General features: G+C 48.8%; 12 protein-coding genes. 11 read left to right on the top strand and 1 reads right to left on the bottom strand.

Annotation, left to right across the window (positions count from 1 at the left end):
- Positions 1 to 580, bottom strand: a 580-nt coding sequence (locus L0156_11750) for a lysophospholipase (GenBank protein MCI0603673.1), incomplete at its 3' end; no start/stop codon positions are given.
- Positions 581 to 636: 56 nt separating this feature from the next.
- On the opposite strand from L0156_11750, the gene L0156_11745 reads away from it, so the two are divergent.
- From L0156_11745 to L0156_11695, 11 genes are all read left to right on the top strand, one after another.
- Positions 637 to 1,764 carry an iron-containing alcohol dehydrogenase gene (locus tag L0156_11745; protein MCI0603672.1) on the top strand — a complete coding sequence of 376 codons (1,128 nt, stop codon included), beginning with the start codon at positions 637 to 639 and terminating at the stop codon, positions 1,762 to 1,764.
- 177 nt (positions 1,765 to 1,941) lie between these two features.
- Entirely contained in the window at positions 1,942 to 3,048 is a 1,107-nt protein-coding gene (locus tag L0156_11740) for a PQQ-binding-like beta-propeller repeat protein (protein ID MCI0603671.1), read from the top strand.
- Positions 3,045 to 4,382 carry a coproporphyrinogen III oxidase family protein gene (locus L0156_11735; GenBank protein MCI0603670.1) on the top strand — a complete coding sequence of 446 codons (1,338 nt, stop codon included), beginning with the start codon at positions 3,045 to 3,047 and terminating at the stop codon, positions 4,380 to 4,382. Before L0156_11740 ends, L0156_11735 begins: the two co-directional genes overlap by 4 nt.
- Before the next feature lie 9 nt (positions 4,383 to 4,391).
- Positions 4,392 to 5,621 carry a PQQ-like beta-propeller repeat protein gene (locus tag L0156_11730; protein MCI0603669.1) on the top strand — a complete coding sequence of 410 codons (1,230 nt, stop codon included), beginning with the start codon at positions 4,392 to 4,394 and terminating at the stop codon, positions 5,619 to 5,621.
- 54 nt (positions 5,622 to 5,675) lie between these two features.
- Entirely contained in the window at positions 5,676 to 7,187 is a 1,512-nt protein-coding gene (locus L0156_11725) for a hypothetical protein (protein ID MCI0603668.1), read from the top strand.
- 9 nt (positions 7,188 to 7,196) lie between these two features.
- A complete protein-coding gene (locus tag L0156_11720; protein MCI0603667.1) occupies positions 7,197 to 8,405 on the top strand; it encodes a PQQ-like beta-propeller repeat protein in 1,209 nt (402 codons plus the stop codon).
- A gap of 4 nt (positions 8,406 to 8,409) precedes the next feature.
- On the top strand, positions 8,410 to 10,497 hold the full coding sequence (locus tag L0156_11715) for a TonB-dependent siderophore receptor (GenBank protein MCI0603666.1): 2,088 nt from the start codon (positions 8,410 to 8,412) through the stop codon (positions 10,495 to 10,497).
- Between the two features lie 33 nt (positions 10,498 to 10,530).
- Positions 10,531 to 10,740, top strand: a complete 210-nt coding sequence (locus L0156_11710; GenBank protein ID MCI0603665.1) for a hypothetical protein — start codon at positions 10,531 to 10,533, stop codon at positions 10,738 to 10,740.
- Positions 10,737 to 12,224: a sodium:solute symporter family protein gene (locus tag L0156_11705; GenBank protein MCI0603664.1), complete on the top strand. Its 1,488-nt coding sequence runs from the start codon at positions 10,737 to 10,739 to the stop codon at positions 12,222 to 12,224. The genes L0156_11710 and L0156_11705 overlap by 4 nt, the downstream gene beginning before the upstream one ends.
- Positions 12,224 to 13,513 carry a glycosyltransferase family 4 protein gene (locus L0156_11700; protein ID MCI0603663.1) on the top strand — a complete coding sequence of 430 codons (1,290 nt, stop codon included), beginning with the start codon at positions 12,224 to 12,226 and terminating at the stop codon, positions 13,511 to 13,513. The genes L0156_11705 and L0156_11700 overlap by 1 nt, the downstream gene beginning before the upstream one ends.
- Positions 13,514 to 13,516: 3 nt before the next feature.
- Positions 13,517 to 14,008, top strand: coding sequence for a hypothetical protein (locus L0156_11695; GenBank protein ID MCI0603662.1), 492 nt, complete (start codon positions 13,517 to 13,519; stop codon positions 14,006 to 14,008).
- Positions 14,009 to 14,124 lie beyond the last annotated feature (116 nt).

Below are 14,124 nucleotides of genomic sequence, written 5' to 3'. Positions count from 1 at the left end.
GTCCGTGCAATCTTTCTTTGGCGATCTGGCGAAAATCGCAAAAAGATGATTCGGCAACAACGGCTTTCCATCGTTTCTCTGTTGCAACAGATTGAAGCAATATTGCGGCGCCCATGGATTCGCCCATTCCAAAAACTTCCTTGACGCTTTCATTTTCGATCAACCAATCAATCCACTCGTGTACATCCTCCACCTCTCGCACTCCGTAAGTCGCCGAATCGCCACCGCTGTTGCCATGCGCTCTAGAATCAGGTGAGAGAACGGAATAACCATGACGCAAGAATAGGTCGGCAAAAGGGAGCATGCCAGCGCGATTATCGGACTGACCGTGGAAAAGGACCACAACGCGGTCCGAATTTGATTTCTTAAAATACCATCCTCGCAAAGCTGCGTCTTTGTTTACGATTTCCGCGTCGATCAATGAAACTCCATTTCGCTTCGCAATGTTTTCCGCCCTTGCTCTGTCACGATCACATAAACGCTTCCTTTCGGGATGTAAGACGCCTTCTGCAATGTAGATGGATAATGCAATATGCGAAGCAATCAAAAACAGAAGGAAGATCAGGACCAGCTTTTTCATCTTACAAATAATTACGCCAAACGGTCAGGCTGCGTTCCTGGGCACTATAATAAGAAATGCCGATGGTACAAAAATCCATGAACGGTTTTGATTTTCTTCAAACGACTCGCGTGATTTTTGGTGTTAACTCGCTGGATCAACTCGGCGGTGTAGCCAAAGAACTAGGAGCGACACGCGCTTTGTTGGTGACTGATGCCGGAATTATCAACGCCGGCTACGCCGAACGGGCTCAGGACACATTACGCAAGGATTCGATTGAATCGGTTTTGTTTTCGGATGTGGATGAGAATCCAACGACAACGCAGGTGGAAGCCGGAGTGGAAGTCGCCAGGAAGATTGGCGGGATTGATCTGATTGTCGGATTAGGCGGTGGAAGTCCGATGGACTGCGCGAAGGGAATTAATGTTCTCCTGACCAACGGCGGCCGGATGGAAGATTACTGGGGATTCAACAAAGCGACAAAACCAATGTTACCTTCGATCGGGGTTCCGACAACTGCCGGTACGGGAAGCGAAGCTCAGTCCTATGCGTTGATTTCACAAAAAGGGACCCATACGAAAATGGCCTGTGGAGATGTCAAAGCGCGGTTCCGTGCGGTGATTCTGGATCCGGCGCTTACGGTCACGGCCCCCAAGGGCGTCACAGCTGTTTCCGGCATCGATGCGATTGCTCACGCAGTGGAGACTTATGTCACGAAAAACCGCAATCCACTCACCCAAATGTACTCCGCGGAAGCATGGCGGCTCTTGAGCCAAAACTTTGAAACCGTCCTGCAAGAACCCGTGAATGTGCCGGCACGAGCATCCATGCTGCTCGGAGCGCACTTTGCAGGCATCGCGATTGAATATTCCATGCTGGGAGCTGCTCATGCTTGCGCCAACCCACTGACCTCGCGGTATCGAATTGCTCACGGCGTTGCAGTGGGGCTCATGTTGCCTGCAGTGATCCGCTTCAATCAAGCCGAAGTTGCAAAAGAATACCGGCAATTATCGGACGACCTGCTCGAAACCATTTTGGAGCTAAAAAGGATCGCGAGTCTTCCACAAAAACTGAGCGAATTTCAAGTTGAAAGAAATGCTTTGCCGGAGCTTGCGCGTGATGCTGCAACACAATGGACCAGCAAACACAATCCCCGATCTCTCACCGAATCCGATTTTCTCGCCCTCTACGAAAGCACCTTTTAACCGCCAAGGCACCAAGAACGCCAACAAGATTAGACTAATTTTGAAGCTTGGCGTCTTGGCGTCTTGGCGGTTTCCTATCTACATGTACTGCGGGGCAGCCCGCATAGCAAATCGGGCATTTTAGCCCATCCTTGTGGACGAGACGCAGCAAAAGTGCGATGTTAAAATAGCTGAAAAATGCGTTGGAAATATTTGATCCTATTGATGTTTGCCCTCTGCTGGAATCTCCATGGCCAGGGGAGCGATTGGACTGCTTTTCGCGGTAATCCTCAGCAAACGGGCGTCAGTCCGGCAAACCTGCCGGAACATTTGGCGCCAGTCTGGACGTATTCACTGGAGGGAGGCATTGAAACTACGGCTGCCATCTCGGGAAACACGGTTTATGTCGGTTCACTGGACGGATCTTTCGTCGCAGTCGATCTTACTTCCGGAAAAGAGAAATGGAAGTACAAGGCTTCCGACGAAATCAAGTCCTCCCCGGCAGTCGACAAACAGACGGTCTATTTCGGCGACGAGAAAGGGACGTTTCACGCATTGGATGTGGCTTCAGGACAAAAGAGATTTACATTTCAAGCCGATGCTGGAATCACGGCTTCTCCGGTAATTTTTCAGGATCATATCCTGGTGGGCTCGTATGATCAGAATCTTTACTGTCTCAAGCCGGACGGAACAATTCATTGGAAGGTGGAAACCGAAGGATACATACATGGAACTCCCGCGATCTGGAATGGAAATGCGGTTATAGCCGGTTGTGATGGATTTTTGCGAGTGATTCAAATCTCAGATGGTGTGGAGAAACAAAAAATAAAGCTCGGCGCGTATGTTGGGGCGAGTCCCTCAATTTCGCAGGAGCGGTTGTTTGTTGGAACTTTCGGCAACACCGTTCTGGGCATCGATCTAAAGCAAGGAAAAGTTCTCTGGCAATATGAAAATCCGGACGCTCGTTTTCCTTTCTATTCATCCGCTGCGGTCACAGGAAATACCGTGTTTGTTGGAGGGCGCGACAAATTTTTCCATGCACTGAATGCCCAGACTGGCAAAGAAATCTGGAAATTTTCAGCAAAGTCGCGTGTGGAATCATCTCCCGTCATCAGCGGGAAAACAATTTATTTTGGCACCGTGGGCGGCCAGGTCTATGGCCTGGCCGCTGATTCTGGCAAGGTGGTGTGGCAATATGACGCCGCAGACGCGGTGCTCGCTTCACCCGCAATTGTGGAAGGCAAAATGGTAATCGGCACACAAGGCGGAACGCTCTATTGTTTTGGTCAAAGGAGCGTGTCATGACGGAAAAAGTGCTTCCCGAGCCCGCTACCTCGACTCTCACTTCCATGCAAACGGAAGTTGGTAGCGTTTTCGTCTCGAATTATCCACCCTATTCTTTCTGGAATTCCGCGCAATTGAGTGAGGCCGAACGCGTTCTAAACGAACCTCCCACCGAAAACACGCTCGGCCTGTACTTGCACATCCCCTTTTGTAGAAAACGCTGCAAGTTCTGCTATTTCCGCGTGTACACAGAAAAGAACAGCGATGAAGTGCAATCCTATCTGGATGCGCTGAGGAAAGAAGTGGATCTCTACAGTAAGCTTCCCTCAGTTGCGGGACGCACGCTGAAGTTCGTTTATTTTGGAGGAGGCACGCCCTCCTTTATCAGCGCAAACCACTTGAAGTCCCTGTCCAGACGATTGAAGGAATCGATTTCCTGGAAGGGATCGGAAGAAGTTACCTTTGAATGCGAACCTGGCACTTTAACGGAAACCAAATTGGAAGTCATTAAACAAATTGGAGTGACCCGGTTGAGCCTGGGCGTTGAAAGCTTCGATGATTTTGTACTGGAAGAGAATGGACGCGCTCATCGATCGAAGGAAATCTACAGGGTTATGCCCTGGATTCGGTCACTGAACTTCCAGCAACTGAACATAGACCTGATTGCCGGAATGTTGGGCGAAACGTGGGATACCTGGCGCGATGCAGTACAACGAACGATCGATCTGAGTCCCGACAGTGTCACGATCTACCAAATGGAACTTCCTTTCAACACAGTCTTTTCCCATGAGCTGGTTCGCGGCGATTTGCGGATTCCTCTTGCAAACTGGGATACAAAACGAGCCTGGCACGATTATGCTTTTGAACATCTGGTGAACAATGGTTACGTTCATTCCAGCGCATACACAATGGTGAAGGATAAGAATCACCGTTTTGTTTACCGCGATTCTGTCTGGCACGGAACCGACATGATCGGCACAGGAGTAGCTTCTTTTTCCCATATGAGTGGCGTTCATTTTCAGAACTTACCCGATTGGGATGGATATATGCAGAGTCTCGAATCCAACAAACTGCCGTTGCATCGAGCCTATCCAATAAGCAAGAGGGAACGTTTAATCCGGGAAGTTATTTTGCAGTTGAAATTGGGCGAGATCCGCACAGAATATTTTCAAAATAAATTTCATACTAACGTATTAGAAGAATTCCGGGAACCGCTGGAACAGCTTCAATCAAAGGGGTACTTAACCGTGCACAATCCGGACAGGATTCAGTTGACCCGAAGTGGGCTTTTGAGAGTGGATCAGCTGCTGCCGTTGTTTTATGACCCGCAGTTCAGGAATGCGCGGTACACCTAGGGAGGAGCCATGAAACTCTGTTTACAAAAAGCCAGGTACCTCGGCGTGCTGATGGTTTTGCTGTCCGCCAGTCTTCTTTACGCAGCCGATTGGCCGCAGTGGCGCGGCATCAACCGGGACGGGATTTCCAAAGAAACCGGCCTTCTAAAAACGTGGCCGCCGGCCGGACCCAAAACAATCTGGAAAACGGCTCTTGGAAATGGATACTCCGCTATCGCCGTTTCACAGGGGCGCATTTTCACGATGGCATCTGTTGGCGTAAACGAATACGCCTTATGTTTTGATGCGGCAACCGGGAAAGAAATCTGGCGTTTCAAAACGGATGCGACCTATCAAAGCGGTCAGGGAGATGGACCCCGTTCCACTCCCACAGTCGACGGCAACTGGGTCTACGTCCTTGGCGCCCAAAGCAAGCTTTACGCGCTCAATGGAAAAGATGGGAAAAAGATCTGGTTCCACGATTTGCACTCAGAATATGGAAGTGAAATACCGGGATGGGGTACTTCCACTTCTCCGCTAGTTGAAGGAGACCTGCTGCTCGTCGATATAGGTGGTAAAACAGGACATTCCATCGGCGCGTTCAACAAAAAATCGGGCGCGCTCGTATGGAAAACCCATACGGACAAACAAGGATATTCCTCTCCCATCGCGATCAATGCGAATGGAGCACGCCAGATTTTGTTTTTTACCGGAACCTCGCTGGTATCGGTTTCGCCAACAGGAACGGTGAACTGGAAATATCCGTGGCGCACGAGTTACTACGCCAACATCGCAACGCCCATCTTTATTGCGCCAGACAAAGTTTATCTTTCTACGGCGTATGACACAGGCGCGGCCGTTCTGAAACTTACGGATGGAAAGGACAAGCTTTCTTTTCAGGAACTCTGGAAAAGCAAGATCTCGCAAAACCATTTCAATAGTTCGGTGCTTCACAACGATCATATTTACGGTTTCGATCAAGCAATTCTTCAGTGTATTGAGGTAAATACGGGCAAAGAAAAATGGAAACAGAGCGGTTTTGGAAAAGGATCCCTCATCCTCGCGGAAGGCAATTTGATTGTTCTGGGGGAACGCGGTCAGCTCGCCCTGGTCGAAGCAACGCCTTCAGCGTACAAGGAGAAAAGCCGCATTCAAGCCATTGAGGGCAAGACGTGGACATCGCCCGCTCTAGCAAACGGCAAACTGTATTTGAGAAACGAAAAAGAAATGTTTTGCATGGATTTAACTGGTACTTTGTAACGCCCGCGTCCGCGGGCTGCCCGCCGGAGGCGGGCGTTACAGATGGAGAGGAAAATGCAAAAGAAGATCCTTTTTCTTTTAACTTGTTTTGTTACAGGAAATCTTTTTGCAGCACAATCACCTTTTTCAGGAGATTTAAAGGCTGGTTCTTATTCATCGGGTTTTCAAATCATTGAAAAATATGATTACGGCCGCCCTTATAAACGGAAAATGGATTATCACGGAAAGCTCGCATCCGGAGAACGCGCTCGTCCTTTACAGATCAACGTTTGGTATCCGGCAAAGTCAACTTCAAAAGCAGCAATGTCGCTTGCTGATTACATTCATCTGATTGCGACGGAAGATCTCAGCCCGCTGACGCAGGCCGGCAAAGAACAGAGTGAGAGACGCTTTCTCCAAGCGCGATGGTTTCAGGGAATGCCGGAAGACAAACTCAAAGAGCTCCTGAGCAAGCCGGCGAATGCCGTCCGCGATGCGGAACACGCTGAAGGGCGTTTTCCTCTCGTTGTCCTCGCGAATAGCGGAAGCCTTTCCTCGCCGCTCAGCCAGTTCGTTTTGGCGGAGTATCTCGCGAGCCATGGCTATGTCGTTGCGTCCGTGCCATCGCGAGGCGCTCAATCTCCCGGCTTGAGCTCACGCGAATCGGGTGTGCAGATGCAGGATCTGCAATTCCTGATCGGAGCACTTCACGACTACCCTTCCCTGGATCGAGATAAGCTGGCATTGATCGGCTTCGGGCTCGGAGGATTGAGCACAGCATTGCTAGCAATGCACAATACGGATGTCGATGCAATGATCAGTCTGGATAGCTTTCTTGGAAACAGATTCGGCTATTCATTGATCTTCCAAAATTCACTTTATAAACCAAACCAGTTCACAGTGCCGGTTCTGCACATCACAGCTCAGGAAACAAATGAAGATACAGATTACGCTTTCTTTGGAGCTACCAGGTTCTCTCCCGCTCAATACGTGAAATTAAAAGGCCTCACGCCACCCGATTTCAGCACAATTGGAATGATGAAAGCCATGCTTCCGCCGCCAAAAGAAGGGCCGGTTGCGGATACAAAACTCGGCTACCAGACCCTTTGCGCATATGTTCACCATTTCCTGAACGCAAATCTGAAAAAGGATGCCGCGAGCAGGGAGTTTTTGCAGAACAAGAGCGCCGGTGATTTCACGGTCGTTGAATTCAAAGAGGCAATAAAGACTCCACCAACAGAAGAACAGTTCATTCAAATTGTTATGCAGCAGGGAACGCAGAAAGCAGCTGAAATCCAGAAGGAGTTTTCTAACCTCGTTCCGGATTACAGGCTTTACGACCCGGATGTTCTATTTCCGATTGCTGCTGAATATGCGCAAGCGAAAAAAATCAACGAAGCAGTGGCGGTTTTGAATCTTTGTGTCGAAGCATTCCCCGATTACTGGGAATGTTATGACCAGATCGGCCGCATTCATATGAATAGCGGGAATAAGCAACTGGCAATTGAGAACTTAACCAAGTCGCTGGACTTGAATCCGGAGAATCCGGAATCTGCTGAAATGCTGAAAAAGTTAAAGGAATCCTAGGAGATTTTTATGAAGAAATATCTTGCAACAGCATTGTTCACCCTATTAGCATCCTTCGCATGGAATGCCGATTGGCCGCAATATCGAGGCATCAACCGGGATGGCATTTCGAAGGAGACAGCCATCGCCAAAACATGGCCGGAAGCCGGTCCGAAAGTTGTTTGGAAAACTGCGGTGGGCGATGGGTATTCCGGCATGGCAATCGTAGGAACCCGCATCTATACCATGGATGCGAAAGATAAAGACGAATTTGTTGTATGCATCGATGCAACATCCGGAAAGGAAATCTGGCGTCAGAAACACGATGCAAACTTTATCAATGATCAAGGAAACGGACCCAGGGGCACGCCAACAGTGGAGGGAAACGTTGTTTATTCCTTTGGAGCTCAGGGAATGCTTTCAGCTCTCAACACGAAAGACGGTTCCAAAATCTGGGCGCATGACGTAAAGAAAGAAGTAGGTGGAAAAGTTCCGATTTGGGGATTCTCCTCTTCTCCATTGATTGATGGTGAACTATTGATTCTTCCCGTGGGCGGTTCGGAAAACAATGCCATTGTCGCGTTCAATAAGAAAACGGGAGCAGTTGCGTGGCGATCGCAGGGAGATGAACCGGGATACTCTTCTGCAATTGCGGTCAACATCAAAGGTGTTCGCCAGATTGTTGCTTTCAGTGGCACCAAACTCCTCTCTGTTTCTCCGGCGGATGGAAAGCTTCTCTGGGCTTATCCGTGGAAAACGGATTGGTTCGTGAATGCTGCGGTGCCGATTTTTATGCCGGAAGACAAGATATTCATCTCCACTGCTTATGATCACGGCGCAGCACTGCTGAAAGTGAATGTCGCGGGAGGAAAGTCTTCCGTCCAGGAAGTGTGGCTGGGAAAGTCGATGCGAAATCATTTCAATACTTCGATTCTTCACAACGGCTACATCTACGGTTTCGATAATGCAGTGTTGAAATGCATCGATGCAAATACCGGTGAGGAAAAATGGAAAAGATCCGGTTATGGCAAAGGATCTTTGATTCTTGCCGATGGTCATCTACTTGTGCTGAGTGAACGGGGCCAGCTTGTGATGGTGGAGGCGACTCCAACCGAATACAAGGAGAAGGCATCCGCGGAAGTTCTGCAGGGAAAATGCTGGACGATGCCCACTCTAGTCAACGGAAAACTATTCGTTCGTAATCAAAAAGAAATGGTGTGTTTGGATTTGAAAGGTTAGTTTTATGAAAAAGATATTTATTCTACTTTTGATTCTCACAATCTCGCTTCCTTTGCTCGCGCAAGAACAGGAAACAGAGGAAAAGGAACAAGAAGAAACACAGGACTACTATCTGGTTGTTGAAGACGAGGCGATTGATTCCAATTCCACGTTGACTCCGACAAAACTTCCGGTATCGCTCCAATGGACTCCGGCAAGTGTCGGCGTGGTGAACAGGACATTGCTGGAAACTCAGGCGGCAACCTATCTGGGGGATGCGCTTCGAAATATCAGCGGCATCAATGTTCAAAGTGGTTTTGGAACATTCGATCTTTTCTTCGTCCGCGGTCTCGATTCGCTTTCTAATGGACTCGTTTTAACCGATGGAGCGGCTGAGCCGGAGACCACTTACTATCAACTTTACAATGTGGACCGCGTGGAAGTGCTCAAAGGACCGGGAGCTTTTCTTTACGGCGGCAATCCCCTTTCCGGAACGATCCACCTTGTCCGCAAGCAGCCGATTTTTCAAAACGCGTTCAGCGTGCAGAACTCCTACGGAAGTTTTGAGTCTTATCGCGGAACGATCGACTGGAATATTTCAAAAAGCAATAAAGATGTCGCTTTTCGCGTAAATGGACTCTGGGAAAATGCAAATAATTACCGGGATGACAAAGACAATGATCTGGTTGCTGTCAATCCCGCTTTTACCTGGAGAATCAACAATCGAAGCTTCCTGAACGTCAACTTCGAATACGTAGCAAACGAGTTTGCGCCCGATGCGGGACTTCCCATCGTGCAAAACAGCTTACCGGATGTTCCGCGAACAAGATCATATCAGTCGCCTTTCGATCATTCGCAGCAGGATATCTTTAGAACTCGTTTTGACTATGAAACGCACCTGACCGATAACATCACGCTTAGAAACAAGTTCTATTACACGGATTTGGAATGGGTGTCAAACGGAACGCTGTTCTTCGGCAGCATACCTGCCGGGCCCGATTTCTTCCTCATTAGAACGCAAACCCAACTGGATGACCGGCAAAAACTTGTGGGAAATCAGATCGAAACCACGTTTGCATTTCAAACAGGCGACATCAAACACAAACTGCTTACCGGTTTTGAATTGAGCCGGCTCGGAGATGTGTTTACGCTTGATGTTGGTTTCTTGCCTGCAATCGCTGTCTTGAATCCTGTAGAAACGGCAACTCCCAATCCCCCACTAATTCCAGGCGCTTCCCTGGCTGGAGACACGAGAAGTCTCGTAGCGGCCCCTTACTTCGTCGATCAGATCGCGCTCACAGACAAACTACAGCTCTTTGTCGGAGGTCGTTTCGACATTCTTGATTACGATGACGAAATCACATCCACTTCACGAAATGAAAAACAGTTTAGCCCCTTATTCGGAGTCACGTACGGACCGAGACAGGATCTTTCTGTTTACTTCAACGTGGGACAGGCGTTTGCTCCTCCTTCCACGTTAGTTGCCGGAGAACGGAAACCGGAAGAGGTAACGCAGGTAGAAGCAGGCGTTAAAAAGAGCTGGATGAATGGAAAAATCAGAAGCTCGTTTGCTTTTTATAATCTGGATAAACAAAACATCGCGATACCGGATGATAACGGCTTCACACAACAAGCCGGCGATCTGAGATCGCGTGGTATTGAATTCGATTTGTCAGGATCTCCTGCCAAAAACTGGGAGACTTATTTCAGTTACGCATTCAACGATTCGGAGCTCACAAACTTTAACGAGCTGATCGTGATCAGCCAGTTTCCTCCCAACTTTATTGTGTTGGACCGCACAGGGAATAAAGCTGCCTTTGCACCGGAACATATTTTGAATCTGTGGGTCCTGCATGATGTGACGGACCGGATCAAAATTGGCGGAGGCCCTCGCTATGTCAGCAGCCAGTTCATCGCGGAGGATAACGTTTTCCAGATCGATGGTTACGTGACACTGGATGCTTACGCAGCATACCAGATGGACAACTGGAGAATCAGCGCGAATTTCAAGAACCTTACGGATAAGGACTATGAAACTCGCGGCTTCGGATCGACATCGGTGATTCCAGCCGATCCATTTTCCGTATATTTCGGAGTCGATTTCAGATTGTAGCGCGGGCGTCCCGTCTGTGCATCGAATGATTGCATGAGATACATTCTCTACCTGGCGCTGTTCGGTCTATATCTTCTACACAATGATGTGTGGCTCTGGGAGGATGCCTGTTTGATTTACGGTTTTCCTTCAGGCTTGCTGTACCATATCGCGTATTGCGTGGTTGCTTCCGTGCTGATGCTCTTGCTGGTCAAGTTTGCCTGGCCTTCACATCTGGAAGTAGAGGCGGATCCATCCAAATGATCCTTGCAGTCGTTGCACTGTACATCGCCCTGGTTCTGGGGATCGGACTGTTCAGCCACAAGCTCTTTCGGAAGACCGGCGAGGATTATTTTGTCGCCACACGCTCCATCGGATCGTTTGTCTTGTTTATGTCGTTATTCGGCACACACATGACTGCGTTCAGCATCCTCGGCGCCTCGGGAGAATCGTACCACGTGGGAATCGGTGTATTCGCGCTTCTTGCGTCCTCTTCTGCCCTGCTTGTTCCCGCTGTTTTCCTTTTCGTAGGAACGAAGCTCTGGGCCTTGGGGAAAAAACATGGCTACCTTACGCAGATCCAGTATTTCCGCGAAAGATGGAACTCCGATGGGTTAGGACTTCTACTTTTTGTGGTGTTGAACCTGCTTCTTGTCCCTTACCTGTTGATCGGGTTAATGGGTGGCGGAATCACTCTGACTCAAATCACGAAAGGCGCCATCCCGGAATGGGTTGGCGGACTCGCCGTGATTGCCGTAATTTCCATCTATGTTCTGTATGGAGGTATGCGCGGCACCGCATGGGTAAACACTTTTCAAACGATTGTCTTTATGGTTTGTTCGGGCCTCGCATTTTTCGTGATCTCTTCCAATATGGGTGGATTTGAAACTGCCATGAAACGGGTTGCGGATGCTAACCCTGACCTGATCATCTTCGGCAATAACATTCAGCCTTTACAGCTTCTTACCTATACACTGATTCCTCTTTCCGTCGGAATGTTTCCACACTTGTTCAATCACTGGCTGACTGCGCGGCGGGCGAAAGCCTTCCAGCAAACGATCATTTTTTATCCCCTCGCAATTGCAATCGTGTGGGTGCCCAGCGTTTTACTGGGCATAATGGGGACCCTCAACTTTCCAGGACTTCAGGGAGCGGCGGCAAATTCGATTTTGATCCGCATGATTGAACTGCACGCAAATAAAGTGCTCGCTGGCATTCTTGCCGCAGGAGTCATTTCTTCGGTCATGAATTCACTCGACTCCCAATCGCTTGCGATCGGGAGCATGTTCACGCAGGATATCGTTCGTCACTACGGATTTCACGATAATATGAGTGAAAGCAAACAAGTCTTCTATGGAAGATTGTTCGTGCTTCTGATTTTGCTCGCCACATATGTCCTTTCTCTTTTTTCAGGACGCAGCATATTTCGACTCGGTATCTGGTCCTTTACCGGGTTTGCCGCGCTATTTCCAGTTGTGATCGCAGCGCTTTACTGGAAACGCAGCACAAAATATGGCGCTTTTGCTTCCGTTATCAGCGTAATTGTTTTGTGGATTTATTTTTTCTTCCAGGCCGGCGAATCGGAAGCATACACGATCGGCGGAAGCGGCATCATGCCTGTGGCCGTTCTTTTTGTGGTTTCCGCGCTTTGTATGATTCTGTTTTCCTTAGTGACGAAAGCTCCGGAACCGTTTGTGGTGGAAAAGTTTTTCCCTTCTGTCAGCCAACGGCCGCTGGAGGTGCTGTAGTGCGCATTGCATACATCGCTTCAGGCGCCGGAAATATGTATTGCGGCAGTTGCCTGCACGACAATGCTCTAGCTGCAGCCCTGATGAAACTGGGTCATGAGGTAGCGCTTGTTCCAACCTACACGCCGATTCGCACCGATGAAGAAAGCGTCAGCATGGATCATGTGTTCTATGGCGGAATCAACGTTTATTTGCAACAAAAATCCTCTTTGTTTAGGCACACTCCTTCCGCTCTAGACGAATTGTTGAATTCGCGTGGCCTTTTGAAGTTTATTTCGCGTTATACATCCTCCACCGATGCGCGGGAACTCGGGCCGTTGACCGTTTCCGTACTGCAAGGAGAAGAAGGAAATCAGCGAAAAGAATTACAAAAACTTATCGAATGGCTGAAAGATTCTTACAAACCGGAGCTCATTCATCTGACAAACGCAATGTTTGTAGGCTTTGCGCGTGACATGAAAAAAGCATTGAATGTCCCGGTCCTCTGTTCACTGCAGGGCGAAGATATTTTCCTGGAAGATCTGGTGGAGCCTTACAAATCCAAAGCACTGCAAGTGCTGCGGGAAAGAGCCGGAGACATTGACGGGTTTATTTCGACTAGCCAGTATTATGCAGACTTTATGAAAGATTATCTGGACATCCCCGATTCGAAAATCGACACGGTTCGGCTTGGATTGAACTTAAAAGGACATGGCGAACAAACGAAGTCATTGCCGGCAGAGCCTTTTGTCATTGGCTATCTCGCGAGAATCTGTCCGGAAAAAGGCTTGCATGTACTTGTTGACGCTTTTGATTTGCTGATCAAAGAAGGAGTTCCTGCGCGGCTGAAAGTAGCCGGCTATCTTGGGAAACGGGATGAGAAGTATTTTCATGGCTTGCTTCAAAAAATAACGGATCGTGGTTGGAAGGACCGATTTGAATATATCGGTGAAATCGATCGACCTGAAAAAATTCAGTTTCTAAACACTCTGCATGTGTTGTCGGTACCGACTGTTTACCGTGAACCAAAAGGACTTTATATACTCGAAGCTCTGGCAAATGGAGTACCTGTAGTGCAACCTTCCCATGGATCCTTTCCGGAACTAATCGAAGCGACAAGAGGCGGCATACTGGTGGATCCGCAATCGCCGCAATCACTCGCAAAAGGACTGCATTCACTTTTCAAAAACCCCGGCCTTCGTGAAGAATTGGGTCGCAATGGAAAAGACGCTGTGCACCATTCCTTCGGCGACAGGGATATGGCTGAAGCGACCTTGCAGGTTTACAATCGATACGTTGTCGCCGTATAAATGATGGAGGCGAAAAAATTGCAAAATACCTGGTTGTGGTTTGCGTTGATGACGGTTGTCTCCTGGGGAGTCTACGGAATTCTGTTGCACAGCGGTCAAATGGCTATGGGAGATCCGCTAAACGGACGCTACAAAGCATTTCTGTTTGTAGGAATTGCTTATCTGATCACTGCGGTTCTTGCGCCTGTTTTTGTGCTGAAAGCGAATGGCGCATCCTGGAGTTTTCCGGCAAAAGGTATGTGGTGGTCCTTACTCGCAGGAACCGCGGGAGCGATAGGCGCCTTTTGTGTCCTGCTTGCTTTTGGCGCAAAAGGGACACCCGCGGTTGTTATGTCGATCGTTTTTGCCGGAGCACCTATTGTAAATGCAATTGTTTCGATGGTCCTGCATCCACCCGCTGGTGGTTGGACGCAAATACGCTGGCAATTCTTTGCAGGTATTCTGCTTGCTGCCGCCGGCGGTTTCCTCGTAACCCTCTATAAACCTGTAAGGTAGTTGCAGAGTATTTGCCAGACCAATGCGGCATATACTGCTTAGTTGTTAAATGCTTCCATTGAAAACATTGTATATTTACGATGGCAAATGCTCTGCCACTACTTCTCGAACTTGGC

The sequence above is a fragment of the bacterium genome (assembly GCA_022616075.1).
GTDB lineage: Bacteria > Acidobacteriota > HRBIN11 > JAKEFK01 > JAKEFK01 > JAKEFK01.
The sequence above is the reverse complement of the archived record's forward strand: the minus strand, read 5'-3'. Positions and strand labels throughout refer to the sequence as shown.

What these genes read in the sequence shown, in the direction of transcription:
- L0156_11745 (MCI0603672.1), top strand. Translation starts at nt 637, where the DNA reads ATGCCGATGGTACAAAAATCCATGAACGGTTTTGATTTTCTTCAAACG.
- L0156_11740 (MCI0603671.1), top strand. Translation starts at nt 1,942, where the DNA reads ATGCGTTGGAAATATTTGATCCTATTGATGTTTGCCCTCTGCTGGAAT.
- L0156_11735 (MCI0603670.1), top strand. Translation starts at nt 3,045, where the DNA reads ATGACGGAAAAAGTGCTTCCCGAGCCCGCTACCTCGACTCTCACTTCC.
- L0156_11730 (MCI0603669.1), top strand. Translation starts at nt 4,392, where the DNA reads ATGAAACTCTGTTTACAAAAAGCCAGGTACCTCGGCGTGCTGATGGTT.
- L0156_11725 (MCI0603668.1), top strand. Translation starts at nt 5,676, where the DNA reads ATGCAAAAGAAGATCCTTTTTCTTTTAACTTGTTTTGTTACAGGAAAT.
- L0156_11720 (MCI0603667.1), top strand. Translation starts at nt 7,197, where the DNA reads ATGAAGAAATATCTTGCAACAGCATTGTTCACCCTATTAGCATCCTTC.
- L0156_11715 (MCI0603666.1), top strand. Translation starts at nt 8,410, where the DNA reads ATGAAAAAGATATTTATTCTACTTTTGATTCTCACAATCTCGCTTCCT.
- L0156_11710 (MCI0603665.1), top strand. Translation starts at nt 10,531, where the DNA reads ATGAGATACATTCTCTACCTGGCGCTGTTCGGTCTATATCTTCTACAC.
- L0156_11705 (MCI0603664.1), top strand. Translation starts at nt 10,737, where the DNA reads ATGATCCTTGCAGTCGTTGCACTGTACATCGCCCTGGTTCTGGGGATC.
- L0156_11695 (MCI0603662.1), top strand. Translation starts at nt 13,517, where the DNA reads ATGGAGGCGAAAAAATTGCAAAATACCTGGTTGTGGTTTGCGTTGATG.